This is a genomic window from Streptomyces sp. NPDC055749, from assembly GCF_053617235.1.
This window is the reverse complement of the sequence record NZ_JBSHFH010000034.1, coordinates 42669-68673: the sequence shown is the minus strand read 5'-3', so window position 1 is coordinate 68673 and position 26005 is coordinate 42669. Positions and strand designations below refer to the sequence as shown.

General features: G+C 69.4%; 19 protein-coding genes. 11 read left to right on the top strand and 8 right to left on the bottom strand.

Going from position 1 to position 26005, the window contains the following annotated elements:
* Positions 1-2: 2 nt before the first annotated feature.
* Together ACWGO0_RS24230 and ACWGO0_RS24225 are read right to left on the bottom strand one after the other, a co-directional pair.
* Positions 3-638, bottom strand: a complete 636-nt coding sequence (locus ACWGO0_RS24230; protein WP_453538715.1) for a response regulator — start codon at positions 636-638, stop codon at positions 3-5.
* Complete coding sequence (locus ACWGO0_RS24225; RefSeq protein WP_453538712.1) at positions 635-4870, bottom strand: HAMP domain-containing protein; 4236 nt, start codon at positions 4868-4870, stop codon at positions 635-637. The genes ACWGO0_RS24230 and ACWGO0_RS24225 overlap by 4 nt, the downstream gene beginning before the upstream one ends.
* A gap of 103 nt (positions 4871-4973) precedes the next feature.
* On the opposite strand from ACWGO0_RS24225, the gene ACWGO0_RS24220 reads away from it, so the two are divergent.
* The 3 genes from ACWGO0_RS24220 to ACWGO0_RS24210 all read left to right on the top strand — a co-directional run bounded on the left by ACWGO0_RS24220 (position 4974) and on the right by ACWGO0_RS24210 (position 9524).
* Entirely contained in the window at positions 4974-6869 is a 1896-nt protein-coding gene (locus ACWGO0_RS24220; RefSeq protein ID WP_453538709.1) for a SpoIIE family protein phosphatase, read from the top strand.
* A gap of 127 nt (positions 6870-6996) precedes the next feature.
* On the top strand, positions 6997-7446 hold the full coding sequence (locus ACWGO0_RS24215; RefSeq protein ID WP_453538706.1) for a hypothetical protein: 450 nt from the start codon (positions 6997-6999) through the stop codon (positions 7444-7446).
* Positions 7443-9524 (top strand): bifunctional polysaccharide deacetylase/glycosyltransferase family 2 protein, encoded by a 2082-nt coding sequence (locus ACWGO0_RS24210; protein WP_453538703.1) that lies wholly within the window; start codon positions 7443-7445, stop codon positions 9522-9524. Before ACWGO0_RS24215 ends, ACWGO0_RS24210 begins: the two co-directional genes overlap by 4 nt.
* Here ACWGO0_RS24210 and ACWGO0_RS24205 read toward each other — a convergent pair.
* Both ACWGO0_RS24205 and ACWGO0_RS24200 read right to left on the bottom strand, forming a co-directional pair.
* On the bottom strand, positions 9514-11133 hold the full coding sequence (locus ACWGO0_RS24205; RefSeq protein ID WP_453538701.1) for an N-acyl-D-amino-acid deacylase family protein: 1620 nt from the start codon (positions 11131-11133) through the stop codon (positions 9514-9516). The two genes, ACWGO0_RS24210 and ACWGO0_RS24205, sit on opposite strands and share 11 nt — an antisense overlap.
* 195 nt (positions 11134-11328) lie before the next feature.
* Positions 11329-12615: an alanine racemase gene (locus tag ACWGO0_RS24200; RefSeq protein ID WP_453538698.1), complete on the bottom strand. Its 1287-nt coding sequence runs from the start codon at positions 12613-12615 to the stop codon at positions 11329-11331.
* Between the two features lie 152 nt (positions 12616-12767).
* Between ACWGO0_RS24200 and ACWGO0_RS24195 the strand changes: the two genes are divergently transcribed.
* The 5 genes from ACWGO0_RS24195 (at position 12768) to ACWGO0_RS24175 (ending at position 18013) form a co-directional block, all read left to right on the top strand.
* Positions 12768-13841 carry a sugar kinase gene (locus ACWGO0_RS24195; protein ID WP_453538695.1) on the top strand — a complete coding sequence of 358 codons (1074 nt, stop codon included), beginning with the start codon at positions 12768-12770 and terminating at the stop codon, positions 13839-13841.
* Positions 13838-14596 (top strand): IclR family transcriptional regulator, encoded by a 759-nt coding sequence (locus ACWGO0_RS24190; RefSeq protein ID WP_453538692.1) that lies wholly within the window; start codon positions 13838-13840, stop codon positions 14594-14596. Before ACWGO0_RS24195 ends, ACWGO0_RS24190 begins: the two co-directional genes overlap by 4 nt.
* Before the next feature lie 6 nt (positions 14597-14602).
* Positions 14603-15013: a RidA family protein gene (locus ACWGO0_RS24185; RefSeq protein ID WP_453538689.1), complete on the top strand. Its 411-nt coding sequence runs from the start codon at positions 14603-14605 to the stop codon at positions 15011-15013.
* A 129-nt stretch (positions 15014-15142) separates the two neighbouring features.
* Entirely contained in the window at positions 15143-16618 is a 1476-nt protein-coding gene (locus ACWGO0_RS24180) for a GntP family permease (RefSeq protein WP_453538686.1), read from the top strand.
* A 78-nt stretch (positions 16619-16696) separates the two neighbouring features.
* Complete coding sequence (locus ACWGO0_RS24175; RefSeq protein ID WP_453538683.1) at positions 16697-18013, top strand: Nramp family divalent metal transporter; 1317 nt, start codon at positions 16697-16699, stop codon at positions 18011-18013.
* 87 nt (positions 18014-18100) lie between these two features.
* Here ACWGO0_RS24175 and ACWGO0_RS24170 read toward each other — a convergent pair whose 3' ends face one another.
* The 4 genes from ACWGO0_RS24170 to ACWGO0_RS24155 form a co-directional block, all read right to left on the bottom strand.
* Positions 18101-19825, bottom strand: coding sequence for a chitinase (locus ACWGO0_RS24170; RefSeq protein WP_453538680.1), 1725 nt, complete (start codon positions 19823-19825; stop codon positions 18101-18103).
* A gap of 156 nt (positions 19826-19981) precedes the next feature.
* Positions 19982-20428 (bottom strand): hypothetical protein, encoded by a 447-nt coding sequence (locus ACWGO0_RS24165; protein ID WP_453538677.1) that lies wholly within the window; start codon positions 20426-20428, stop codon positions 19982-19984.
* A gap of 32 nt (positions 20429-20460) precedes the next feature.
* Entirely contained in the window at positions 20461-21033 is a 573-nt protein-coding gene (locus ACWGO0_RS24160; protein ID WP_453538674.1) for a hypothetical protein, read from the bottom strand.
* 21 nt (positions 21034-21054) lie between these two features.
* The gene (locus ACWGO0_RS24155) at positions 21055-22620 is read right to left on the bottom strand and encodes a hypothetical protein (RefSeq protein WP_453538671.1); all 1566 of its coding nucleotides are present in this window, start codon (positions 22618-22620) and stop codon (positions 21055-21057) included.
* Positions 22621-23017: 397 nt separating this feature from the next.
* On the opposite strand from ACWGO0_RS24155, the gene ACWGO0_RS24150 reads away from it, so the two are divergent.
* From ACWGO0_RS24150 to ACWGO0_RS24140, 3 genes are all read left to right on the top strand, one after another.
* On the top strand, positions 23018-23878 hold the full coding sequence (locus tag ACWGO0_RS24150) for a hypothetical protein (RefSeq protein ID WP_453538668.1): 861 nt from the start codon (positions 23018-23020) through the stop codon (positions 23876-23878).
* A 127-nt stretch (positions 23879-24005) separates the two neighbouring features.
* Positions 24006-24719, top strand: a complete 714-nt coding sequence (cpaB, locus tag ACWGO0_RS24145; RefSeq protein ID WP_453538665.1) for a Flp pilus assembly protein CpaB — start codon at positions 24006-24008, stop codon at positions 24717-24719.
* Between the two features lie 7 nt (positions 24720-24726).
* Positions 24727-25974 (top strand): AAA family ATPase, encoded by a 1248-nt coding sequence (locus tag ACWGO0_RS24140; protein ID WP_453538662.1) that lies wholly within the window; start codon positions 24727-24729, stop codon positions 25972-25974.
* Positions 25975-26005: the final 31 nt, after the last annotated feature.

The following is a 26005-nucleotide window of genomic DNA, read 5'->3' as shown; positions in this document are numbered from 1 at the left end:
TCCTAGCTCTCCGGGGACTCCAGCAGGTGTCCCACGGCCCGCTCCAGTTCGGCGATCCGGTCTGCGAGGCCCGCGGATTCGGGGCCGTCCGTTTCGCGGAGCAGGAGTTCCACCCGGGCGAGTTGAGCGGAGACCTCGGCGACCCGGTTGCGCACTGGGGGTTCCGGGGGTACCGGGCCGGTCTCTGTCGTCAGGAGACGCTTCAACTGTTCTGCCTGCTGGGCGAGTTGGCGGTTCTTACGGTGCAGGTCCAGGAAGACATTGACCTTGGTCCGTAGCAGCCAGGGGTCGAACGGCTTGATCAGGAAGTCGGCCGCGCCGACCGTATAGCCGTGGTAGGCGTAGTTCGGATCGGCTGCGGCCCCGGTCAGCAGGATGATCGGGATGTCTTTCGTCTGGTCGAGGCCCTTGATGTTGGCGGTGGTCTCGAAGCCGTTCATGCCCGGCATCAGGACGTCGATGAGCACGACCGCGAAGTCCTGGCGCAGCATCGCCTTGAGTGCTTCCTCGCCCGAGTGCGCGCGGACCACTCGGGCGAGCGAGCCGAGTACGGCTTCAAGGGCTACCAGGTTCTCCTCCATGTCGTCGACGATGAGGATGCTGGAGGCGTCCGACGGCGCGCCCTGAGGCGTCGTCATGATGCCTGCCCTGTGGTGTCCTCGTCGGAGGAGTCCGGCCCTGGATCCGGCGAGTCGGCCTGTGGGTCGAGGAGTTGGCAGATCACCGACAGCAGCCGGTCGACGTCCACCGGCTTGGGTACGTAGTCGTTCGCGCCGCTCTCGATGGCCTTCTCGCGATCGCCGGGCATGGCCTTGGCGGTGAGCGCGATGACCGGCAACTGCGCGAAACGAGGTGTGCGCCGGATCGCCGCGATCATCTCGTACCCATCCATTTCGGGCATCATGATGTCCATCAGCACCAGTGAGACGTCAGGGGTCCGGTCAAGGACCTCAAGGCCCTCGCGGCCGTTCTCGGCGTACTTGACGCTGATGCCGACGCGGCCCAGAACGTGTGTCAGTGCGAAGACGTTCCGGATGTCGTCGTCGACGATGAGGATGCGGCGGTTGGCCAGCACCCCGGCGGCGCGACCGCTCAGCCAGTCCTTGAGCCGGGTCGTCTCCGGCCAGCTGACGTGGTCGTCGTCATGGCCGGGCCGGGTTCCCGGATGGGGCACGGGTTCCGGATGGCTGAATACATCGATCTGCGCGGGCACGGGCTGGATGGCGGGCCGGCCCGCCTGGGTGGCGAGTGCGGTGACGGCCCGGGCGGTGGAGCCCGCGGGGCGCGGTTCCGCCGCGGGGAGGGCGGGGGAGGAAGGGCTCGTGTAGTGGGCGGGGACGAAGAGAGTGAAGGTGGAGCCGACGCCCGGCTCGCTCTCGGCGATGATCCGGCCGCCGAGCAGGGCCGCCATGTCCCGGCTGATGGAGAGGCCGAGCCCGGTGCCGCCGAATTTGCGGTTGGTGGCGCCGTCGGACTGCTGGAACGCTTCGAAGATCCCGTCGAGCATCTCCGGCTGGATGCCGATTCCGGTGTCCTTGACGGCTATGGCGATGACAGCGTCGGCGTTGCGCAGCGTTTCCTCCTCGAAGTCCGAGGCCGCCGCGCGTTCGACGAACAGTTCCACTCCGCCGGACGAGGTGAACTTCACCGCGTTGGAGAGGAGGTTGCGGAGGATCTGCTGGAGACGTTGCTCGTCGGAGAAGAGTTCCCGGGGTGCGTTCCCGCCGACCTTGATGTCGAACGACAGGCCGCGGTCGAGGGCGAGCGGCTGGAACGTCGCCCGTACGTAATCGAGCAGTTTGACCAGCGGCAGCGTCTTGGGATGCACATCCATCCGGCCCGCCTCGATCTTCGAAAGATCGAGGATGTCGTTGATCAGTTGCAGCAGGTCGGAGCCCGCCTGGTGAATGGTGACGGCGAATTCCACCTCCTGCGCGGAGAGCCGGTCGTCGGGATTGTCGGCGAGGAGCCGGGACAGCACGAGGAGCGAATTGAGGGGTGTGCGCAATTCGTGCGACATGTTCGCCAGGAATTCCGACTTGTACTGGGAGGACGTGGCCAGCAGTGCCGCCTTCTCCTCCAGCTTGGCGTTGGTGAGCTGCAACTCGTCCGAGCGCTGGCGCAGTTCGGCGGTGAGGCGCTGGGACTCGGAGAGGAGGGACTCGGTACGGGAGTTGGCGAGGATGGTGTTGATGGAAACGCCGATGGTGTTGACGAACTGGTCGACAAAGGCGAGGTGGACCTCGCTGAAGCGGCTGAACGAGGCGAGCTCGATGACCCCGAGCACCCGGTCCTCGAAGAGGATCGGCAGGATGACGACGCTGGCCGGGGGCGCGGCGCCGAGGCCGGAACTGATGGTGATGTAGTCCGTGGGGACCGCGTCGACGAGGATCCGCCGCTTCTCCATGACGGCCTGGGTGATCAGACCCCAGCCGGGGGTGCCGAGGCTGAGCCGGGGGCGCGGGCGGCGGCCTTCTTCCTGACCGGTGCCGTAGCCGGCCAGGAGCTCAAGATCCTCACCCGGTTCCGTGCCCGCCTCGGCCAGGAAGAACGCGCCGTACTGGGCGTTCACCAGAGGGGTCAGTTCGCGGAGGATCAGGTCGGCGACCTCGACCAGGTCGCGGTGGCCCTGCATGAGCCCGGCGATACGGGTCAGGTTGGACTCCAGCCAGTCCTTGGCCCGAGTGGTCTCACGGAGGTTCGCCACCATGAGGTTGATGTTGTCCTTCAGGGTGGCGACCTCGCCCTGGGCCTCCACGGAGATGGAGCCGGACATGTCACCCTGTGTAACGGCGCTGGCGACCTCGGCGATCGCGCGCACCTGGGTGGTCAGGTTCAGCGCCAGGTCGTTGACGCTGGTGGTCAGCTGCTTCCACGTTCCGAAGACGCCTTCCACGCGGGCTTGGCCGCCCAACTGCCCCTCGCTGCCCACTTCTCGGGCCACTCGCGTGACCTCGGATGCGAACGAGGAGAGGGTGTCGACCATCGTGTTGATCGTGGTCTTGAGTTCCAGGATCTCGCCGCGCGCGTCCACGTCGATCTTCTTGGACAGGTCACCCTCTGCGACGGCGGTGGCGACCTGGGCGATGTTGCGGACCTGGGAGGTCAGGTTGTCGGCCATGAAGTTGACATTGTCGGTGAGGTTCTCCCAGACCCCGGAGACTCCGTGGACCTGGGCACGGCCGCCGAGGCGCCCTTCGGTGCCGACCTCTCGGGCGACCCTGGTCACCTCGTCCGCGAAGGCCCTCAGCTGCTGGACCATCGTGTTGACGGTGTCCTTGAGTTCCAGGATCTCGCCGCGCGCATCGACATCGATCTTCTTCGACAGGTCGCCGTTGGCGACGGCGGTGGTCACCTGGGCGATGTTGCGGACCTGGGAGGTCAGGTTGAGTGCCATGAAGTTGACGTTGTCCGTGAGGTCTTTCCAGACCCCGGAAGCGCCCCTGACCTGCGCTTGACCGCCCAGGTTGCCTTCGGTGCCGACTTCGCGGGCGACGCGGGTGACCTCGTCGGCGAAGGCGGAGAGCTGGTCGACCATGGTGTTGATCGTCGACTTCAGCTCCAGAATCTCGCCCTTGGCCTCCACGGTGATCGTCTTGCCGAGGTCACCCTCTGCGACGGCGGTGGCGACCTGGGCGATGTTGCGGACCTGGGAGGTCAGGTTGTCGGCCATGAAGTTGACGCTCTCCGTGAGGTCTTTCCAGACCCCGGATACGCCTCTGACCTGGGCGCGGCCGCCGAGCTGGCCTTCGGTGCCGACTTCGCGGGCGACGCGGGTGACCTCGTCGGCGAAGGCGGAGAGCTGGCCGACCATGGTGTTGATCGTCGACTTCAGCTGCAGGATCTCGCCCCGCGCGTCCACGGTGATCTTCTGGCTGAGGTCGCCGTTGGCGACGGCGGTGGTCACCTGGGCGATGCTGCGGACCTGGGAGGTCAGATTGGATGCCATGAAGTTGACGTTGTCCGTGAGGTCTTTCCAGACCCCGGATACGCCCCTGACCTGGGCGCGGCCGCCGAGCTGGCCTTCGGTGCCGACCTCACGGGCTACCCGGGTCACCTCGTCGGCGAACGCCCGCAGCTGGTCCACCATCGTGTTGACGGTGAGTTTCAGCTCCAGCAGCTCGCCGGTCGCTTCGACCGTCACCTGCTGCGTCAGGTCGCCGCGTGCCACCGCCGTCGTCACGACCGCGATGTCCCGCACCTGAGCGGTCAGCCGGGACGCCATCGTGTTGACCGCTTCGGTCACATGGAGCCAGTCGCCCGACAGGCCCTGTGCCTTGGCCCGGCCGCCGAGGCGCCCCTCGGTCCCGACCTCGCGGGCTACCCGGGTCACCTCGCCGGTGAACCGGGAGAGCTGGTCGACCATGCGGTTCACGCCGATGCCCAGGCGGCGCAGGTCACCGTGGAGCTGGCGGCTTCCGTCGTGCAGATCGACGTGCTGGGTCAGATCGCCGTCCGCGACGGCATCAAGGACCCGCGTGGCCTCGGCGAGGGGCCCCACCAGCGCTTCGAGCACCTTGTTGGCGGCCTCGACGTTCGTCGTCCAGGTTCCCGCGCCTGGACTCGCGGATATCCGTTCGTCCAGCCGGCCCTGCCGGATGATCTCGTGGCGCATGCGCTGGAGCTCCGAGGCGAGATGCGTGTTCCGCGCAACGATCTGTGTGAAGACCCCGCCCAGTTCGGCGACCACCGGGTCCGGCGGGACGCCGCCGTCCCGCCTCCGCGGGTCTTCCACCTGCGCCGTGAAATCACCGTCGCACAAGGCCTTCATCGCGGTGAGCAGCGGGCGCAGATCACTCGTGCGCACCCACTGTCCGTCCGCCGCCGGGCCGGGGCGGGACGGGTCGGGCCGAGCCGCGTCCATCGTCATGGGGCACCCTCCGCCCAGTGATCGTTCTGCACACACCAGCAGAGCCTTTGTGCACGTTTGTCATAGTATAAGGGCGCGAAAAGACTTCTCCCAGGCGTAGTTAATGGACACAGGGGGCGCCGTGACTCCGTTGCCGTCGCGCACGGCCGAATTCGTGTCCCGGCAGGAGCTGCCCGCGAACCAGCTCGCGGCCGCCCGGGCCCGGAGATTCCTTCGCTCGGCGCTCGCGGACGGGGGCGGGGCGCCGGTCGCCGGGGCGGCTGCCGATGCCGAGGCGCGCCCCGCTCCGGAGCCCGTCCCCAAGGCGCTGGCCGACAACGCCGTCCTGCTCGTCAGTGAGCTGGTCACCAATGCCGTCATCTACGCCGGCACGGATATCGAAGTGGTCTGCCGTGTCGAGCGGCACCCGGAGACCGGGGTGGCCGTCGTCGTGGAGGTCGCGGACCGCCACCCCTCCCGAGGGGTACGCGGCGGAGTGGACACCCGGCACGGAGAGCCCGGCTACGGCCTCCAGCTCGTGAGCGCCCTTTCCCAGGCATGGGGGGTGACCTACCGGCGCTCGGAGAAGAGGGTGTGGTTCAGGCTGGAGGCCGCGGCCTCGGAGCCGGACGCCGCGGGGACCGATACCACCCGGCCCTCCGCGGCCGAGCCCGGTGCGGCCGGGACCCGTCACGAAGGGCCCGGAGGCACCGGGCCCCGTCCCGCCGAGCCGTCCGTACGTCCGGCGCGTGCCCACGGGTACGCCGCGGACTGGGTCGACCGCGGGGGCCCGTCGTTCCTCGCCGAGACCAGCGAACTCCTGGCCGGTCAGCTCGACCAGGACATGGTCACCGCGCTGGCGGCCCAGCTGCTCGTGCCCCGGCTCGCCGACTGGTGCGGTATCTGGCTGGGTGACCGGCGGACGAGCCTGCGGCTGTCCCGGGTCTGGCATGTGGACGAGCGGCGCATCGTCTTGCTGCGCGAGGAACTCGAAGGGCTTCCGCCGTCCGCCGAGGTCCGTATGGGGGGCACGCCCTGGCCGTGGCCGGAGAGCGCCGGCGCCGACCGTGCCGGCGGGTCCGCCTTCGCTTTCCCGCTCGTCGTCCGCGACACCTACCTGGGCGTCCTGCTGCTCGGCCGGGCCGGGCATCTGCAGATGACCGACGCCGTGGTGCGGATGGTCGACGACGTGGCCCGGCGGGTCGCGCAAGCCGTGTTCACCGCCCGCCAGTACATGAAGCAGACCACGATCAGTGTGGCGCTCCAGCGCAGGCAGCTGCCCGCGTCGCTGGCCAGCATCGCCGGCGTCGACACGGCGATCGTCTACGAGCCGCACGGCGAGGGCCAGACCGTCGGGGGCGACTTCTACGACGTCTTCCCGATGGGCGAAGGCCGCTGGTGCTTCCTGCTCGGGGACGTACAGGGGAAGGACCCGGAGGCGATGTCCGTCACCGGCCTTGCCCGGCACCTGGTCCGGCTGCTGGCGCGCGAAGGCCATGGCGTCGAGTCGGTGCTCGGCCGGCTGAACCTCGCCATGGCCGAAGAGAGCGCGGAGGCCATCGCGCTCGAGGGTGAGCAGGCGGCCACCCGCTTTCTGAGCCTGTTGTACGGGGAGCTGACGGTCGTCCCCGGTGAGGCCGGCGCCCGCTGCACGGTGGCCAGCGCGGGCCACCCACCGCCGCTGCATCTGTTCGCCGACGGCAGCGTGGAGCCGGCATCGGAACCCCAGATGCTGCTCGGCATCGACGAGGGCACCGAGTTCCAGGCCACCACCTTGCGTCTCCAGCCCGGTGAAACGCTGTTGTGTGTGACCGATGGCGTCACCGAACGCCGTTGTGGCAACTGGCAGTTGGACGACAACGATGGTCTGGCAGATGTGCTCAGGCAGGGATGGGGGCTGGGCGCGAAGGCGCTTGCGGAGCACGTGCGCCGGGCCGCGCACGACTTCGGGGCGGGGCCGGTGGAGGACGACCTCTCGGTGCTGGTGCTGCAAGCGGTGGCGGGCGACTCCCAGGCATGAACGCCCCCGCCGGGAAGCGTGCGCACTGCCCAAGCCGTAGCGCACGCGGCAGCCGGGTCCCGACGGTATGTGCAGGTATCGGAGTGCGCTTCTCCGTGAAGGGCCGCGCTCCGTACAATCCCCGGCCATGAGCCACCGGAGTCACCAGAACAAGGCGGTGTTCGTCGACGCCTCGGGGCGGCGCAGCCGTTTCGTGAAGTACGGGGCCGCGTTGCTGGGAGTCTCCTGCGTCCTCTTCCTCGGCGCCGTCGTGGCGGGGCTGTCCGGCTCGGGACCGGCGGGCGGCTCGCTGCCCTGGAGCGGGGACAGCGGCGGAAAGCCGCCGGTCCGTGCCGAGCACTCGCCGACGCCGACCGACGCACCCGGCCCCGGGCGGTCCGTCGCCCCGGCGGCGGCCACCGAGAGTGCCGAGCCCACGACACCGGCTCCCCGCACGTCCGCCCCCGCTTCCTCCTCCGCCTCCGCCCCCGCGCCGACCGCGGCGACGACGTCCGCCCCGGCTCCCGGTAACGCCGAGGGCAACCAGGGCCGCGGCACCCCGGCCGACCCCGCGACCGGCAAGGGGAAGAAGCAGTGACCAGGCACGCGCAGCGCCGCGAGCCGAAAGCCCACTGGGTCCTGCTGACACTCACGCTGGCCGCCGCCGCCACCGCGCTCCTGTTCAGCGGGTACGGCCGCCACGAGATTGCCCCGACGACCGCCGCCACCTCCTGCCGCACCACCGCGCAGGCCCCCTACCAGGGCGGTCCCGTAGTCCGCCTGGACCCGAAGACGGGTGGGGTCAGGGCGTCCGAGATGCAGCCGGGCAACGTCGCCCTCACCTACGACGGCGGCCCCGACCCCGCCTGGACCCCGCGCCTGCTGGACCTGCTCCGTGAGCACCGGGCCAAGGCCACCTTCTTCCTCACCGGCACCGACGCCGCCGCCCACCCGGACCTCGTACGCCGTATCAAGGACGAGGGCCACGAGATCGGCTCCCACACCTACACCGACGCCGACCTCGGCTCGGTCACCGGCATCCGCGCGGGCCTCGAACTCTCCCTCACCGAGAACGTCTTCGCCGGAACCGCCGGCGCGGGCACCCCGCTGCTGCGCCTGCCGCACACGACCACCACCAAGAAGCTCTGCGCCGAGCAGTGGGCGGCCGGGCGCGCAGCCATCATCGACGGCTATGTGCTCGTCACCGCGGACAGCCCCGGGCAGAGCGCGGAGCGCGGCGCCCTGCGGCAGTTCACCGGCTCCGCCGACGCCGTGCGGCAGACCGGGGAACTGCTGCGTACGGAGGCCGCGGACAACCCGAACTACACCACCGTCAGCCAGGGCCTCGGCCAGCCGTCGGCGATGTACGAGGTCTCCGTGTTCGCCGAGTGGAAGGGCTCCGCGGTCGTCCTGGCGCAGCGGCTGTCGCGCGCCTTCGCCGACGCGATGACCGGCCTGCTCGTGGTGGCCGGGGTGCTCACGGTGCTGCGGCTCGTCCTGCTCCTCACCGTCGCCCGGATGCATGTGGGCCGGGTGCGCGCGAAACGGAGCAGACGCCGGGGTGTTCCGCGCACGCCCCCGCTCACCGATCCGGTCTCGGTGATCGTCCCCGCGTACAACGAGGAGGCGGGCATCGAGGCGACCGTACGCTCGCTGCTCGCATCCACGCATGAGTACGTGCAGGTCATCGTCGTGGACGACGGTTCCACCGACCGTACGTACGAGATAGCCGAGTCGATCGCCGACCGCCGCGTCATGGTGGTCCGTCAGCCCAACGCGGGCAAGGCGAACGCGCTCAACACCGGTCTCGCCTGGGCCCACTTCGACATCGTCGTGATGGCCGACGGCGACACCGTCTTCGAGCCGGAGGCGATCCGCAACCTGATCCAGCCGCTCTCCGACCCGCGCGTCGGCGCGGTCAGCGGCAATACGAAGGTCGGCAACAGGCAGGGAATCCTGGGCCGCTGGCAGCACCTCGAATACGTCATCGGCTTCAATCTCGACCGCCGCATGTTCGACGTCATGGAGTGCATGCCGACCGTGCCCGGCGCGATCGGCGCGTTCCGCCGGGATGCGCTCATGGGCGTCGGCGGTGTCAGCGAGGACACCCTCGCCGAGGACACCGACCTCACGATGGCCCTCGGCCGGGCCGGCTGGCGGGTGGTCTACGAGGAGTCCGCCATCGCCTGGACCGAGGCGCCGTCCTCCGTCCGGCAGCTGTGGAAGCAGCGCTACCGCTGGTGCTACGGCACTCTCCAGGCGATGTGGAAGCACCGGGGCGCGCTGTTCGAGCGCGGCCCCGGCGGCAAGCTCGGGCGGCGCGGGCTGACGTATCTCGCGCTCTTCCAGACGGTCCTGCCGCTGCTGGCCCCGCTGGTCGACGTGTTCGCGCTGTACGGGCTGCTCTTCCGGGACGCCGGGCAGGCAGGTCTTGTGTGGCTCGGCTTCACCACGGTCCAGGTCTTCTGCGCGGTGTACGCGCTGAGACTGGACCGGGAGAAGTTCGAGCCGCTGTGGACGCTGCCGCTCCAGATCTTCGTCTACCGCCAGCTGATGTATCTCGTCGTGGTCCAGTCGGTGGTCACCGCCCTGCTCGGCAACCGGCTGGGCTGGCAGCGTACGGACCGCACGGGTTCGGCGGGGGACATGCTGGAGCGGCAGCCGGTCAGCCGCTGAGCCCGGTTCCCCGTACCGCCTTCCCCGCGAGGACCGAGGTCCGCCTGCCGTCCTCGATGACAGGGCGGCCGTCGATGAGGACGTGCGGGATGCCGACGGGCAGGGTGCGCGGCTGGTCGAACGTCGAGCCCGCCGCCACCGTGTCCGGGTCGAAGAGCACCAGGTCCGCGCGGTAGCCCTCGCGGACGAGACCGCGGTCGGGCAGCCGCAGCCGGGCCGCCGGGCGCGAGGTGAGGTGGGCCACGCACTCCTCCAGCGTGAGAACGCCCAACTCCCTCACGTACCGGCCCAGATACTGCGGGAACGTACCGTAGGCGCGCGGGTGCGGCTTGTCGCCCTGGAGGATGCCGTCGCTGCCGCCCGTGTGGACGCGGTGGCGCATGATCTCCTGGACGTTCTCCTCGTGCCCCACGTGCTGGAGGATCGTCGAGCCGAGCCGGTCCTCGATGAGCAGGCGGCGGGCGGTGACCCACGGTGCCTCGCCGCGCTCCCGCGCGGACTCGGCGACCGTACGGCCGACATGGCCGGAGAGTTCCGGCACGCTGACGCCGGAGATCTCGATGGTGTCCCACTCGATCGGCACCCCGTGGCAGCCGTCCGAGCCGAGCACCTCCAGATGGTGACGGATCCGCTCCGCCGTCGCGTCATCCGCGAGCCGGGTGAGCACCGACTCCGGCCCGCCCTCGCTCGCCCAGCTCGGCAGCATCGCGACGAGCGTGGTGCAGCCGGGGGTGTACGGGTAGGTGTCGAGGGAGATGTCCGCGCCGGCGCCGAGGGCGCTGTCGAGGAGCGCGAGGAGATCGGGCGCCTTGCCCTTGTTCACCCCGAAGTTCATGGTGGCGTGGGCGAGATGGAGCGCGCAGCCGGCGGTACGGGTGAGCTCGACCATCTCCTCGTACGCGGCGAGGGCGCCCGCGCCGTAACTGCGGTGGTGCGGGCAGTAGTAGCCGCCGTGCTCGGCCACCACGCGGCACAGCTCGGTGAGTTCGGCGTCGTCTCCGTACATGCCGGGTGTGTACGTGAGGCCGGAGGACATGCCCACCGCGCCTTCCCGCATGCCCTGCGCGACCAGCTCCCTCATGCGGTTCAGCTCGGCCCCGGTGGCGGGGCGGTCGTCCCAGCCGACCGCGTACATCCGGACCGTGCCCTGGGGGATGAGGTAGGCGGCGTTGACGGCGATGCCCTGGCCGCCGAAGTTGCGGTCGAGGCGGTCCAGGTACTCGCCGACTGTGCGCCAGTCGAAGTCCACGTCCGAACCGTCGCCGTTCCAGCCGGTGATCGCCCTGCGCACCTCGGCGAGCGTGCGGTCGTCGACGGGCGCGTACGAGAGGCCGTCCTGGCCCAGGACTTCGAGGGTGACGCCCTGGGCGGCCTTCGCGCTGTGGTCGGGGTCGCGGAGCAGTGCGAGGTCGCTGTGCGCGTGCATGTCGATGAAGCCGGGGGAGAGGACGAGCCCGTCGGCGTCGAGGGTGCGGCGGGCGGTGGGGCGTTGCCCGTCGCCTTCACGGTGGATCACGGCGATCCGGCCGTCGTCGATCGCGACGTCGGCGCGGTGGGCGGGGGCGGCCGTGCCGTCGATGACGGTCGCGTCGCGGATGACCAGGTCCATGGTGTGGCTCGCCTTTCAGGGGCCTTTTTCTTCCCCACCCCGCCCCTTCCCGAACCGGGGGCTCCGCCCCCGGGCCCCCGCGCCTCAAACGCCGGCGAGGCTGAGTTTCAGCCTGTCCGGCGTTTGAGGACCGGGGTCTGGGGCGGAGCCCCGGTTACGGGAAGGGGCGGGGTGGGGAAGTACACCCCGTAGGGGTCAGAAGAACGTGCGGATGTAGTCCGTGACCGTGCCGTCCGCCTCGGCCAGCGGAATCAGCTGCCACTTGTCGAAGCTCGTGCACGGATGCGACAGCCCCATCCCGACCCAGTCGCCCACCTCCAGCTCCGCGCCCGGCCCGGTCCGCAGCCACGTGTGCTGGTCCGAGAGGCCCGTGACCGTGACATCAGTCGCCGGGCGCACCGAACCGTCCCGCGCGGAGCGGACGACCTGCGCCTGCGGGAGGTCGAGGTCGTACGCCGCGTCCCGCTTGCCCGCGTTGAGGAACGCCTGCTCGCCGGTGGGGCGCGAGACCACCTGGGCCCAGAGCCGGAAGGCGGGCTGAAGCGCGCCTTCCTCCGGGACCCGGTTGAACGGGGTGATGCGCAGGTAGTGGCCGTCGTCGTGCGAGACGTACGCGCCCGAGCGCAGCAACTTGCACACCGGAAGCGAGAGTTCGGGGATCTCCGCGAACACCTCGGCCACCGCGTCGAACCACGCGCTGCCGCCCGCACTGATCAGGATCTCGTCGGCCGAAGCGAAGCGGCCCGCCCTGTCGAGGTCCGCCGCCACCGCGACCAGGCGCCGCAGCCAGGCGCGTACCCGCTCGGGGGAGGCGTCCGGCACCTCGCCCTCGTACCCCGCGACGCCCGTCAGCCGGAGCGTGGACACGCCGGCCACCGCCTCCGCGACCGCCGCGCAGTCCGCGTCCGTACGGGCTCCGGTGCGGGCGCCGTCGCCCGCGCCCAGCTCCACCACGACGTCGACCGGCCGGGTGGCGCCGGCCGCGCGCAGGGCCTCGTCCATCAGCTCGACGCCGCGGACGGAGTCGACGTAACAGACGAAGCGGAAGTCCGGGTCCGCCTCCAGCTCGCGCGCCACCCAGCGCAGCGCGACCGCGTCGACGACCTCGTTGGCGAGGAAGATCCGCTGGATGCCGTAGGCCCGGTAGACCCTGGCCTGGTGGGGGACTGCCGCCGTGATGCCCCACGCGCCGCGCTCCAGCTGGTCCGCGAAGAGCTGCGGGGCCATGGAGGTCTTGCCGTGCGGGGCGAACGCCAGGCCGTGGCGGACCGCGTACGTTTCGAGGAGGGCGAGGTTGTGCTCCACCGACTCCGCGGACAGGGCCAGCACCGGTGTGGTGAACCCGCCGGTGAAGAGGTTGCGGCGCTCGGCGGCCAGGTCGCCGACGGTCAGACCCTCCGCGTCGGGCGGGAGCGCTTTGAAGCGGTGGTCGACCCGTTCGTCGGCGATGCCGGCCAGGGTGACCGGGTGGTCGGCGGCCAAGGGAGCCTCCTAGAGAGATGTTCGCTGCAACCATGTCGTTGCAGCATATGCAACAGCCATTGCGCATATCGCTTAACGCTGTCTAACATCCGAGCCGACGCCGGGTCAATGGTGAGAACCGGCGCTGAACGCTGACCAGCGAGGAGCCCAGAGTGCCCGGACCCGTAGCAGGGACGGCCGCCCGTGCCGCCAGGACCACCGATGTCGTCTGTCTCGGTGAGTCCATGGTGACGTTCCTGCCCTCACGGCCCGGCCGCCTCGCCGACGTACCCGAATTCGGGCGCGGGATCGGTGGCGCCGAGTCCAATGTCGCCTGCGCGCTGGCGGCGGCCGGACACCGGGCGATGTGGGTCAGCCGGGTCGGCACGGACGGCTTCGGCGACCACCTCGTGGAGACGGTCGCGGGGTACGGGGTCGACACCGGCGCGGTGCGGCGCGACCCGGACCGGCCCACCGGGATCTACTTCCGTACGGCGACGGACCGGGCGACGGACGTCCACGAGGTCGCGTACTACCGCGCCGGGTCGGCCGCGTCCGCGATGTCCGTACGGAACGTGCCGTACGAGGACGTGCTCTCCGGCCGGGTCCTGCATCTGTCCGGCATCACGGCCGCGCTGTCCGCTGAGTGCCTGGACCTGCTCCAGGACCTGACCGCACCGCGGGAGGACCGTCCGCTGGTCTCGTTCGACGTGAACCACCGGCCCGGGCTGTGGCGGGACGCCGCCGCGGGTCCGGATGTCCTGCTCGACCTCGCGCGCCGCTCGGACCTCGTGTTCGTCGGCGAGGACGAGGCGGAGGAGGCGTGGGGTGTGAGTGGGGTCTACGCGATCCGGGAGGCGCTGCCGGAGCCGGCGGTGCTGGTCGTGAAGCGGGGCGCGGACGGGGTGACCGTCTTCTCGCAGCCCCGCTCCTCGAACGCCGGAGGGGCCGAGAACGCCGCCACCGACGTCCCCGCCCTCCGTGTGGATGTCGTCGCCCCCGTCGGCGCTGGCGACGCGTTCGCCGCCGGGTTCCTCTCCGCCACCCTGCGCGGACTCCCCGTACGCGACCGCGCCCGGCACGGGCACCTGATGGCCGCCGCCGTCCTCACCGTCCCCGGCGACCTCACCGACCCCCCGGCCCGCGCCCACGCCGACCACCTTGCGGGTCTCGACGACGACGCCTGGGGGAGACTTCGTCTCGGCCCCGGGTGGACCGGGGACCACCAGGAGGTACGTGCGACATGAGTCAGACTGTCGACCGGGCGCTGAGCATCCTGCCCCTGCTCGCCCAGGGGCCCGCCGACCTCGGACAGGTCGCCGAGCGGCTCGGCGTCCACAAGTCCACGGCGCTGCGTCTGCTCCGTACGCTCCACGAGCACGGACTCGTCTACCGCCAGAGCGACCAGCGCTACCGCCTCGGGGCCCGTCTCTTCGCGCTCGCGCAGGAAGCCGTCGAGAACCTCGACGTACGGGAGATCGCCCACCCCCACCTCGTCGAACTGAACGAGCAGTGCGGGCACACCGTGCACCTCGCGGTGTACGAGGAGAACGAGGTCCTCTACATCGACAAGGTCGAGAGCCGCTACCCGGTCCGGATGTACTCGCGGATCGGCAAGCCCGTCGCGATCACCGTCGCCGCGGTCGCCAAGCTGCTGCTCGCCGACCTCCCCGAGCCGGACCGGCGAGTGATCGCCGACAAGCTCGACTACCCCATGTACACGTCCCGTTCGACCCCGAACGCGGTGGCGTTCCTCAAGGAACTCACCGTCGTACGCGAACAGGGCTGGGCCACCGACCTCGGTGGCCACGAGGAGTCCATCAACTGTGTCGGCGCCCCCATCCGAGGCGCGGACGGCCGGGTCGTCGCCGCCATGTCGGTGTCCGCGCCCAACGTCGTCGTCACACGCGAGGAACTCCTCACCCTGCTCCCGCTGGTGCGTCGCACCGCCGACACCATCAGCCGGGAGTACTCCGGCAACGCCCCCACGAAGAAAGCCTGAACCACCATGACCGAGAAGACCGCGCTCACCCCGAGCACCCACACCGCCCCGCCCGCGAAGTTCTCGCACGGCGTGAGGAAGGGGAACATCCTCCAGGTCGCAGGCCAGGTCGGGTTCCTGCCCGCCGTGGAGGGCCAGGCGCCCACCCCCGCGGGTCCCACCCTGCGCGAGCAGACCCTCCAGACCTTCGCGAACGTCAAGGCGATCCTGGAGGAGGGCGGCGCGAGCTGGGACGACGTGATGATGATGCGCGTCTACCTCACCGACGTGGACCACTTCGCGGAGATGAACGAGATCTACAACACCTACTTCGGCGAGCAGAACCTGAAGGAGGCCCCCTCCGCCCGTACGACGGTCTACGTCGGCCTCCCCAAGGGCCTGCTCATCGAGATCGACGCGCTCGCGGTCCTCAGCTGATCCTGCCGATCCTGCCGACGCAGTTGTCCCACCGAACCATCACGCATCACGGCGCGGCGCTCCGCACCACGGGAGCGCCGTGCCGCGCCCCACCCTGCCCGAAATCCCCCGCTCCCCCCGGAGTTACCCATGCTGCTCGCCGCCACCCCACCGCCGGTCGAGACGCCACCCCACACCGGTGGACTCCTCCTGCTGATCGACGGCACCGCCGGACTGCTGACCGTCGCAGCCCTCGGTATCGCGCTCCTCCTCTTCCTGATCATCAAGGCCAGGCTCCAGCCGTTCGTCGCGCTGCTCGCGGTCTCCATAGCCGTCGGCCTCGGCGCGGGCCTCTCCGTCACCGAACTCTTCGGTACGGTGCAGAAATCCGCCGCAGTCTCCGTCATCGAATCGGGCATGGGCGGCATCCTCGGCCATGTCGCGATCATCATCGGCCTCGGCACGATGCTCGGCGCGATCCTCGAAGTCTCCGGCGGGGCGGCGGTGTTGAGCACCCGCCTGCTGAACCTCTTCGGCGAGAAGCGCGCCCCGCTCGCCATGGGCCTCACCGGCACGATCTTCGGTATCCCGGTCTTCTTCGACGTCGGCATCTTCGTCCTCGCGCCGATCGTGTACGCCGCGGCCAAGCGCTCAGGCAAGTCGATCCTGCTGTACGCGATGCCGCTGCTGGCCGGTCTCTCGATGACCCACGCGTTCCTGCCGCCGCACCCCGGACCCGTCGCCGCCGCCGGACTGTTCAACGTCTCGCTCGGCTGGGTCATCCTGATGGGCGCCGTCGTCGGCATCCCGTCCCTGCTCGCCGCCTGGGTCTACGCCGCCTGGATCGGCAAGCGGATCTTCGTCGAGGTGCCGCAGGACATGGTCGAGGCCGCCGAGGAGGCCAAGGCCGCCGTCGCCGCCGAGCAGCGGGCCGCCGGGGTCACCCCGCGCGAGGACCCGGTCGGGCTCGGGACCGTACTCGCGATCATCGGCACCCCGCTCGTGCTGATCCTCGCCGCGACGTTCTCCTCCATCGCGCTGGACCCCTCCACCCTCCGCTCGGTCATCGAGTTCTTCGGTAACCCGTTCGTCGCCCTGACGATCGCGCTGCTCCTCGCGTACTACGTGCTGGGCATCCGGCGCGGCTGGTCCCGCAAGTCCCTGGAGTCGGTCTCCACCTCCTCGCTCAAGCCGGTCGGCAACATCCTGCTGGTCGTCGGCGCGGGCGGGATCTTCGGCGCCGTACTGAAGGGCAGCGGCATCGCGGACGCGCTCGCCGACACCTTCAACGACGTGGGTCTGCCGGTCATCCTGCTCGCCTGGCTGATCTCCGTGGTGCTGCGCGTGGCGCAGGGTTCGGCGACGGTCGCGATCGTCACCACCGCCGGCATCGTCGTCCCGCTGGTCGAGGGCCAGGACATGTCGCAGGCGCACCTCGCGCTGATCATCATGGCGATCTCGGCGGGCTCGATCTTCGCCTCGCACGTCAACGACGGCGGCTTCTGGATGGTCGCGAAGTACTTCGGCATCTCGGAGCGCGACACCCTGAAGTCGTGGACGGTCCTGGAGACGGTCCTGTCGGTAGCCGGGTTCGTGGTCGCGGCGCTGCTCAGTCTGGTGATCTAGGGCGGACTGCCTGGAGATCCGGCACGGTCGGTGCCCATCCCCTTGTGCGATCGATCTCTTTACGCTTCTTTGATCGACATGGCGGAGATCAGCGGAACCAAAGGGACAGGGGAGATCGACTCCCGACCACGCAAGTCGAGCTGGAAGTACATCGGACCGGGCATCGTCGTCGCGGCCACCGGCGTCGGAGCCGGGGACCTGGTCGCGACGCTGATCGCGGGCAGCAAGTTCGGATACACCCTCATGTGGGCGGCCGTGATCGGCTGCCTCGTCAAGATCTCCCTCGCGGAAGCGGCCGGCCGGTGGCACCTCGCCACCGGCCGGACCCTCTTCGAGGGCTGGCGCACCCTGGGATCGTGGACCACCGTCTACTTCGCGGTGTACGTCGTCATCTGGGGCTTCATCTACGGCGCGACGGCCATGTCCTCCAGCGCCCTGCCCATCGTGGCGCTCTTCCCGGACGGCCCGGGGCTGAAGACCTGGGCGATCATCACGGGTCTGATCGGGCTGGTCTTCGTCTGGTTCAACCAGTACGCCGTCTTCGAGAAGGTCATGACGGTCCTGGTCGGCGTCATGTTCGTGGTCGTCGTCTACGTCGCCCTGCGCGTCGGTCCGGACGTCGGCGCGTCCATCGCGGGGCTCGCCCCCGTACTCCCGGACGGCTCGCTGATCTACACGCTCGGGCTGATCGGCGGCGTCGGCGGCACGATCACCATGGCCGCGTACGGGTACTGGGTGAACGCCAAGGGCTGGAACAACTCCTCCTGGATGAAGGTGATGCGGCTCGACAACCGGGTCGCCTACATCACCACCGGGATCTTCGTCGTCGCCATGCTGATCGTCGGCGCCGAACTGCTGCACTCCTCCCAGCTGGCGCTGACCAAGGGCGACCGCGGTCTGATCGACCTCGGGGTGATCCTGGAGGAGCGCTTCGGCGCGGTCACCGCGAAGCTGTTCCTGGTCGGATTCTTCGCCACGTCGTTCTCGTCGCTCATCGGCGTGTGGCACGGCGTGAGCCTGATGTTCGCCGACTTCGTCGAGCGCATCCGCGCGGAGCGGGCCGCGGGCGGTGCCGGTGCGCCGGTCGAGGCCGGAGGCGGTTCGCAGGTCGCCCGGCAGGAGAAGTCGGTGCCCTTCCGCGCGTACGTCCTGTGGCTGACCTTCCCGCCGATGACGCTGCTGTGGCTGGACGAGCCGTTCGGCCTGGTCATCGTCTACGGGGTGCTGGGCGCCTTCTTCATGCCGTTCCTCGCCCTGACCCTGATCTGGCTTCTCAACTCCTCGCGCACGCCCACGGAATGGCGCAACGGCTGGCTCAGCAACGGGATGCTGGCGGTGTCCGGGCTGCTGTTCCTCGTGCTGTGCGTGCAGCAGGTGCGCGACCTGCCGTGGTGAGCGGCCTGCTCTCGTGACCGGCTGAACGGACGCAGCAGCGCCGCCGGGGGAGCGGCGGCGCTGCTGGTCGGTGGTGGCCCTTCGGGGTTACGGCAGGCCGTGTACGTGCGGTCCGACCGCGTTCGACCAGGCGTTGCCCGCCGTGGCGTCCCAGTTCGTGGACCAGGTCATCGCGCCGCGCAGCGTCGGGTAGGTCCTCGACGGCTTGAACGAACCGCAGTTGGTGCCCTTGGCCAGGCAGTCCAGGGCGGCGTTCACGATGGACGGCGAGACGTAGCCGCTGCCCGCGCCCCGGGTGGACGCCGGGACTCCGATGCCGACCTGCGAGGGGTCGAGGCCGCCCTCCAGCTGGATGCAGGCGAGCGCCGTGAGGAAGTCCACCGAGCCCTGCGAGTAGACCTTGCCGTCGCAGCCGAGCATCGAACCGCTGTTGTAGTACTGCATGTTGACGACCGTCAGGATGTCCTTGATGTTGAGCGCCGTCCTGAAGTACTCACCGGACGTCGACTGCATGTCGATGGTCTGCGGCGCCATGGTGATGACGAGACCGGTGCCGGCCTTCGCGGACAGGGCGCGCAGGGCCTTCGTCATGTACGTGGAGTTGAGGCCGTTCTCCAGGTCGATATCGACCCCGTTGAAGCCGTACTCCTGGATGAGCGTGTAGAGGGAGTTCGAGAAGGCCGTGGCGGAGGCGTCGCTGTTGACCGCGACGGTGCCCTTCTCGCCGCCGACGGAGATGATGACGTTCTTGCCGGCCGCCTGCTTGGCCTTGATGTCGGCCTTGAACTGGTCGACGGAGTAGCCGTTGAGACCGGCCGTGTCGAGGTTGAAGGTGACGGCGCCCGGTGTCGCCGTGGCGTCGGCGAAGGAGACCGCGATGATGTCGTAGTTCGCGGGCACGTCGCTGAGCTTCTGGACGGCAGCGCCGTTGTTGAAGTTCTGCCAGTACCCGGTCACCGCGTGCTTGGGAACCGTCGTCACCGGCCCAGGGCCGCCCGTCTTCGCCGTACGGGCGCTGATCGCGCCGGACTTGGCGGACTCACCGGCGGCGTTGGTGGCGCTCACGGCGAACTGGTACGCCGTGTCGGCGGCAAGCCCGGTGACCGTCGCCGATGTGCCGGTGGATGTGGTGGCCTTCACGCCGTCCCGGTAGACGGTGTAGCCGGTCGCTCCGGAGACGGCGTTCCAGGTCAGGGGTACGGAGGAGGTCGTCGTGGTGCCGGCGGTGAGCCCGGCGGGCGTGGCGGGGATCTGCGGCTCGGGGTCGGTGCCGCCTCCGCCGTCGGGGCCGGTCACGGAGACGTCGTCGGCGAAGTAGGCGGCCTGGCCGTACCAGCCGTGCGTGTAGACGGTGACCGACGTGGTGCTGGGGCCGGTGCGGAAGCTGGTCGTCAGCTGCTTCCAGGTGCCGCTGTCGGGCGTCCAGGTGGAGACGTCCGTGGTGCCGGTCCCGGTGGCGCCGAGGTAGGCGTACCCGCCCTGCACCCAGGAGCTGAGCGCGTACGTCGAGTTGGGCTGCACGGCCACGGTCTGCGTACACCTGGCGTTGTCCTGGCCGGCCGGGGTGGCCTTGAGGGCGGAGGTGCCGCCGTGCACGGGGGAGGAGACGGTGGTGCCGCTGCCGCCGGAGCAGGTCCAGTTGGCGAGCCCGGATTCGAAACCGGCGTTTTTGGCGACGTTGACGTCGGCCGCTTCCGCGGTGCTGACGAGGCCGGTCACGGTCAGGGCCCCGGCCGCGAGGACAGCTGTGAGGGTGCCGAGGACGGGCCGGGTGCGACGCCTGCGGCGTCTGCTGCCTGCGGAGCGTTCCACTGGTGCCTCCGTGGGGAGTTGGGGGGTGCTGGCGGAGTGTGCGGTGGCCACCATTGGCCCATAAGCTGGTCCAGACCAATTGAGTTGTCAAGACCTCTGACGGTGACTCGTCCGCTTCCACCCCAAACGCCCAGCCTCGGATCCCAGGCCCTCGGGTCAGGCGTCGTCCTGCAACCTGTCCGCCGCGTACCCCGCCACGCACGCCACCGCGGCCACCACGTTCGACATGAACAGCCCCTCGGCGGCCATCTCCTCCCACTGCACCGCCATGTTCAGCAGCTGCGCGACGATCGGCACACAGATCGCCGCGGCCAGATGCTGCGGCACCGAGTGGCGGAACGGCTCGCGGTGCAGCCGGGCAGCCGCCCACGCCGCGAGGGCCAGGCAGATCACATTGGGTATGTGGATGAGCAGCATGCGCCCGCCGAACGTCTCCATGCGCTCAGGGGTCGCCACATGCTCGTGGACGACGGTGGCCTGCACGTACTCCGTGACGATCAGGACGATGATGCCGGCGGCCCACGCGCGGGCCAGGGCGAAGATCATCGCCCCCGGCCCGTCGTCCCGGCGGGTGGGGGCCCCGGGGTAGCTGTACCGCGTCATGCTCGTCCGCCTCCGTGTCGGCGTATCACGGGCTACTTCACCGTGATGCTTTCGATGATCCGGTCCAGGTCGGACGCGGAAAGACTGCCTTCGGCCGCGTCGATCCGGACCGCGTAACTCTTCTTCTGCGAGTCGAGGCCGGTGATGATCACGCCCTTGACCTCGGTGCCCTTCGCCGGGGTCCCGGCGTCCCCGCCGGAGGTGAACTCGAAATCGACGCGCTTGGCGTCCCGTACCTCCTCGGGGCCCTTGACCTCGACGTCCGACTGCTTCTTCAGCGTGGCGCCGAGCGCGATCCCGGCTTCGGCCCCGATCGCCGCCTCCTCCACCGTGTCTGCATTGGTGAAGTCCAGCTGCACGGTGAGGGTGCCGACCGTCCTGCCGCCCTCGGTGAGCCGTGCGGCTGCCGCGTTGTGCTTGCCGCGCTCGGCGCCGCTCTGTTCCTTGAACGCGGGAGGGCGGGCGACCGAGACGGCAGGGGTGGTGAGCTTGCCCCAGCCCTCGGGCACCTTGCCGGTGGCGGACTCGTTCCCGCACCCCGCGGTCAGCAGGCCCAGGGCGAGGACGGCGGTCCCGGCGATCAGCCGGTTCGTAAGTGTGTTCATGGCTGGCTCCTGTCGCCGTGATCAGTTCGCACAGTAGCTGTACGGGACATAGCTTCGACTGCCTCCGTTGGGCGCCCCGAGGAACTCCGCGTCGTTCAGCGTTTCCTCCTTCTTCTCGGTGGACACCGAGAAGCCGAGGCTCAGCCCCAGATTCAGCTCGAACCCGTACTCCGCCGCATTGGTCTGGCCGGTGTACGTCGTCCGGCTGGACAGCCCCTTGTCGAAGAGCAGCTGCCCGAACGTGTCGTCGGCCGCGGGCCGCTTCGTCGGCGCGTGGTCGTCGAACATGTAGCTGAACGGCTGGCCGTACTGCCCGTACCCGTTGAGCCATTCCTGTGCGATCTTCCGGTCGGCGTCCCCCTCGGCGCCGGGCTTCAGTACGACGGAGTTGGTGACGACCTCGATCCCCGAGTCCTCTCCGCCTCCCTTGACGCCGCCGCTGCCGCCGCGCTTGTCGCCGTCGGATTTCCCGTTGTCGCCGCCGACCTTGACGCCGTCCTTGGTCGTGCCCTTCTCCACCGTGCGGGTCATGTCGATCCGCAGCAGCTCACCGGTCTTCTTGTCGTGCGTGACGGTGATGGACCCGGTCTGGGTGGTCGAAGCGGAGGCGTCCCCGCTGATCGGCCCTGCCTCGTAACTCGCCTTGGTGCCGTACTCGATCGCCGCGGAGTACGTGTACGCCTTGGTGCCCTTGAAGTCGTTGTCCGTCCAGGTGACTTCGGGCGAGAACTTGAAGTTGCCGCCGAGAGCCGCGCTCAGCTTCTTGTCGTCCCCGGCGCCGATCTTGATACCGGCGGACGCGCTGGCCTCCAGGCCGACCTTGCCGTAGCTGATGTGGCGGTTGCCGAGCTTCTCGTCGATGCTCTTGCGGAGCTTCTCCTCCTCGGCGATGGGCCCCTTGCCGAACATGTACAGAATGCTGTTGCCGAGCCCGGCCCCCTGCGCGTTGGCGTGCCGGTTGCTGAGCTCGTACGTCTTGAGCATCTCGATGTCGTCGCGGAAGGACTTGGCCTCCTCCTCGCTCTTGAACACCCAGGTGTCACCGTTGGTGACCTTGATGCCGGCGCCCAGCTCCACCTTGTCCGAGCCGAACGAACCGACCTTCAGCCCCGGCTTGAAGTCCTTCTTGGCAGCGATCGAAGCGGCGTCCGTGAACGTCATGGTGACCTGCTGGTCGTTCTCGTCGACCTTGCCGTCACCGTTCATGTCGGTCTTCGACTGGAACGTCTGCTGCTGGAAGCCGTACTCCTCGCCCCACTCGATGAACAGGACCTTGGCCTTGGCCCCGGCCTTGTCGGAGATCGAGGAGAGCTGACAGAGCGGCGGCTCGAAGTCGGCGTCCGTCCTGGGCGCCGCCTCGTTACCGCCGCCGTCGCCGCACTCACCGAAGGAGACGGCGCACTTGAACCGTTCGGCGATACGCCCGCCGAGACCGGTGGCCGTCAGCGCGCCGACGATCGAGGTCACGACCACCACCATGCCGACGTACTCCGTGGCGGTGGCGCCCCGGTCGTCGAGCGGCAGCCCGTACCAGCTCGTGCCGGTCCGGCGTCTGCCGACCGACGGTATTCGCCCGATCTGATCCATTCGAGGAGCCTCCTTCGCCTCCGGCTGCGGCGGCCGGCCGGATCCGGAGATTACGGAAGTGAACGGTTCGTGGGCGTGGGTCCTGGGACCCCAATCCGGGCCCATGTTGGTGCTCTGGGCCCGTAAACCCGAAAAGGATCAGGCATTCTCCTGGTGCGACGTGATTGAACGCCTATCTGGTACGGAATTTAACTACCAACCAGTTAGCCCGATTTGGGGTGTGAACACCCTGTGCGTACGGGCAGTGTCCTGCGTTACTGGGCACTGAAAGGTGTTCTCTGCCTCCGCCTACGTCGTTAAAGTGCTGAGGCAGGAGCACGGAGCAGGAGAGCGATTGCGGCCGGCGGTACGCGGCGGCCGGAGCCGAACGGGGAAATGCGTGCCGACCGCAATAGCAGTGACCAGTGCTGACCTGGTGCTTCCGCCCACGGACCAGCAGACGCCCACCGCGGCGCTGTTGCATGCCCCGGACGCGCAGCCCCTGGAACTCGCGCTCAACGATATGAACGTGCTCCTCGAGCAGCACGGCTACGTCATCGCCGTCTACCCGTCCAACATCGCCAAGGCCCACGAGCGACGGCTGCACATGATCCGCTCGATGCTGGAGAGCGACCGGATCGCGCTCCTCAAGGTGGACCTCCCGCCGCTGGGCGTCGCCGTGCTGGTGCGCCAGCTGCGGCAGTTGTCCATCTGCGACTTCAGCGCGGGCGTCGTCGCGTCGGCGGCCCGGCTGCTCTCCCACTACATCCACGCCGGAGCGCTGCTCAGTACGGTCACCAAGCTCGACCGGGTGCCCGTCAGCCTCAAGGCGCACGCCAAGTCATGGGTGCCGGGCTCGCAGTTCGGCGTACTCGCCAACCCGAATCCCCAATTGATCAAGATCGGTTCGGGAGAGCTGACCGGCCCCGAGTTCGGGACCCATCTGCTGGTCGCGAGAGGACAACTCCAGTCGGAGTGGGTGACGGGCACGATCGCGCCCGCCTGGCAGGTCCAGGCCGTGCACGAGGTCGCGCTGCCCGCGGATTCCCCGGGCTGGTGGGGCACCTCGAAGATGATCGAATTCGCTGCCTTCCTGCCCGATATCTCGGTCGTCTACCAGCTGGTTTCCTCGGTCCGCAGGGAGGTGTGCGCCTGGTGCGGCAATGAACTCATCGGCGACCGCTGCGGGTTGTGTTCGGCTCCGCTGAAGTCCCAGCAGAACCAAACCAACGGTTCCGGTGTCCTCACCCAAGGAACTGCCATGCACCAAGGGTCGTGAATCCGCCCGCCCGGCCCTGCGCGGCACTGCTCAGCTCCTCTCTGCCCGACTCCTTTGCCCGACCCGCTCCGTCCGACCCACTCCGTCCGACCATCGGCCCACGTCTCCCAACGAGGTTGCTCCGCTCATGAATTCACGGCAACGCCGCGGCGTCATCCTTCTGCTCCTCTCGGTCCTCTGTGCCTTCGGCGCGTTCGCCGGTGTGCTCTCGGTGATCAGCGATGTGAATTCGAAGGTCGGACCGGAGGTGACCGCGTACCGGGTCAAGTCAGACATCGCGCCCTACACGTCCCTGGAACCGGGGCAGTTCGAGAAAATAGAGATGCCCAAGCGGTGGCTGTCCGACAACGCGGTCACCGACCTCGCGGCGGTCAGCGGCAAGATCGCCGTCACCGAACTGCAAGCGGGCTCCCTGCTCCAGGTCGACATGATCGTCAAGCGTCCCGCGCTCCAGAGCGGTGAGCAGGAGATCGCGATCATGATCGACGCCGCGACCGGAGTCGCGGGCAAGATCAACCCCGGCAACCTCGTCAACATCTTCGCGACCTTCGCCGGTGAGAACGAGGGCGAGAAGTCCACCTCACGCGTCATCGTGGCCAACGCCAAGGTGCTCGACGTGGGCGAGCTGACCCCGCTCGAACCGAAGCGCGACGAACGCGGCACCGGCCCGACCGAGGCCGTGCCGATCACCTTCGCCCTCAACACCACCGACGCCCAGCGCGTCGCCTACGCCGAGTCCTTCGCCGAGCACGTCCGGCTCGCCCTGCTGCCCGACAACAGTCCGACCACGCTCCGTCCCGGTGAGGGCAGCTACAACCTCGACGAAGACAAGAACAAGTGAGGGCCGGATGAGCACAAGAATCCTCCCGGCTGTCGGCGATGCCGACGCCGCCCGATCCATCACCACACTGCTCAGCCAGCTCCCCGACGCGGAGCCGGCCGGGCCACTGGGTGACTCGACCTCACTGCTCGACACCCTGGCCCGCCTCGCGGGCGAGTCGCTGGACGAGCTGCCCGAGGTCGTGCTCGTGCACGAGCGGATCGGTCCGGTTCCGGCCCTGGAGCTGATCCGGGAGGTGGCCCTGCGCTTTCCGGCGGTCGGGGTCGTACTGGTCACCGCCGACGCGAGCCCCGGGCTCTACTCGGCGGCCATGGACTCCGGCGCCCGCGGCCTGGTCGGCCTGCCCCTCTCGTACGAGGAACTGGCCCAGCGCGTGCAGGCAGCGGCGGGCTGGTCCGTCGGGGTACGACGCCACCTGGGCGCGGGCGCCGACGTCTTCACCGGCCCCGGCGGCACCGTCGTCACGGTCAGCGGCGCGAAGGGTGGAGTCGGCACCACCGTCACCGCCGTCCAGCTGGCGCTGGCCGCGAAGGCTTCGGGCCACACGGTCGCGCTCGCCGACCTGGACCTCCAGTCCGGGGACGTCGCCTCGTACCTCGACGTGCAGTTCCGCAGGTCGATCGTCGACCTGTCGACCATCCAGGACATCTCGCCACGCGTCCTCCAGGACGCCCTGTACAACCACGACACCGGCCTGGGGCTGCTACTTGCGCCGGGCGAGGGGGAGCGGGCCGAGGAGGTCAGCGACCGGGTCGTACGCCAGATCATCAGCGCCCTGCGCCACCGCTTCGAGATCGTGATCATCGACTGCGGTACGCATATGAACACGGCCAACGCCGCCGCGATCGAGATGGCCGACCGCACGCTCCTGGTGACCACCCCGGACGTGGTCACGGTGCGGGCCGCCAAGCGCATGGTCCGGCTCTGGGACCGCCTCCAGATCCGCAAGGCGGAGGAGACGATCACGGTCGTCAACCGCCACACGCGCAACACGGAGATCCAGCCGCCGCTGATCGAACGGATCACCGCGACGAAGGTCGCCAGGATCGTGATCCCCGCCAACTTCAAGGAACTCCAGGCGGTGGTCGACGCGGGCCGCATGCAGGACCTGGAGGCCAAGTCGACGGTGAAGCAGGCCCTGTGGGGCCTGGCCGGCGACCTGGGGCTGGTCAAGCACACGGAAGGCGCGGAGAAACAGGGCAAGTTCAAGGGAGACCGCGGCTCGATCGGCGGCAGGCGGGGACGTACGAAGTGACGACCGAAGCGACGACGATCGAAGCGATACG

Excerpts from the sequence above, each read along its gene's own strand:
- ACWGO0_RS24175 (WP_453538683.1), top strand. The coding sequence starts at position 16,697 with ATGGCGGAGATCAGCGGAACCAAAGGGACAGGGGAGATCGACTCCCGA.
- ACWGO0_RS24140 (WP_453538662.1), top strand. The coding sequence starts at position 24,727 with ATGAGCACAAGAATCCTCCCGGCTGTCGGCGATGCCGACGCCGCCCGA.
- ACWGO0_RS24205 (WP_453538701.1), bottom strand. The coding sequence starts at position 11,133 with ATGGACCTGGTCATCCGCGACGCGACCGTCATCGACGGCACGGCCGCC.
- ACWGO0_RS24160 (WP_453538674.1), bottom strand. The coding sequence starts at position 21,033 with ATGAACACACTTACGAACCGGCTGATCGCCGGGACCGCCGTCCTCGCC.
- ACWGO0_RS24220 (WP_453538709.1), top strand. The coding sequence starts at position 4,974 with ATGGACACAGGGGGCGCCGTGACTCCGTTGCCGTCGCGCACGGCCGAA.
- ACWGO0_RS24190 (WP_453538692.1), top strand. The coding sequence starts at position 13,838 with ATGAGTCAGACTGTCGACCGGGCGCTGAGCATCCTGCCCCTGCTCGCC.
- ACWGO0_RS24215 (WP_453538706.1), top strand. The coding sequence starts at position 6,997 with ATGAGCCACCGGAGTCACCAGAACAAGGCGGTGTTCGTCGACGCCTCG.
- ACWGO0_RS24155 (WP_453538671.1), bottom strand. The coding sequence starts at position 22,620 with ATGGATCAGATCGGGCGAATACCGTCGGTCGGCAGACGCCGGACCGGC.
- cpaB (WP_453538665.1), top strand. The coding sequence starts at position 24,006 with ATGAATTCACGGCAACGCCGCGGCGTCATCCTTCTGCTCCTCTCGGTC.
- ACWGO0_RS24185 (WP_453538689.1), top strand. The coding sequence starts at position 14,603 with ATGACCGAGAAGACCGCGCTCACCCCGAGCACCCACACCGCCCCGCCC.
- ACWGO0_RS24225 (WP_453538712.1), bottom strand. The coding sequence starts at position 4,870 with ATGACGATGGACGCGGCTCGGCCCGACCCGTCCCGCCCCGGCCCGGCG.
- ACWGO0_RS24180 (WP_453538686.1), top strand. The coding sequence starts at position 15,143 with ATGCTGCTCGCCGCCACCCCACCGCCGGTCGAGACGCCACCCCACACC.
- ACWGO0_RS24230 (WP_453538715.1), bottom strand. The coding sequence starts at position 638 with ATGACGACGCCTCAGGGCGCGCCGTCGGACGCCTCCAGCATCCTCATC.
- ACWGO0_RS24165 (WP_453538677.1), bottom strand. The coding sequence starts at position 20,428 with ATGACGCGGTACAGCTACCCCGGGGCCCCCACCCGCCGGGACGACGGG.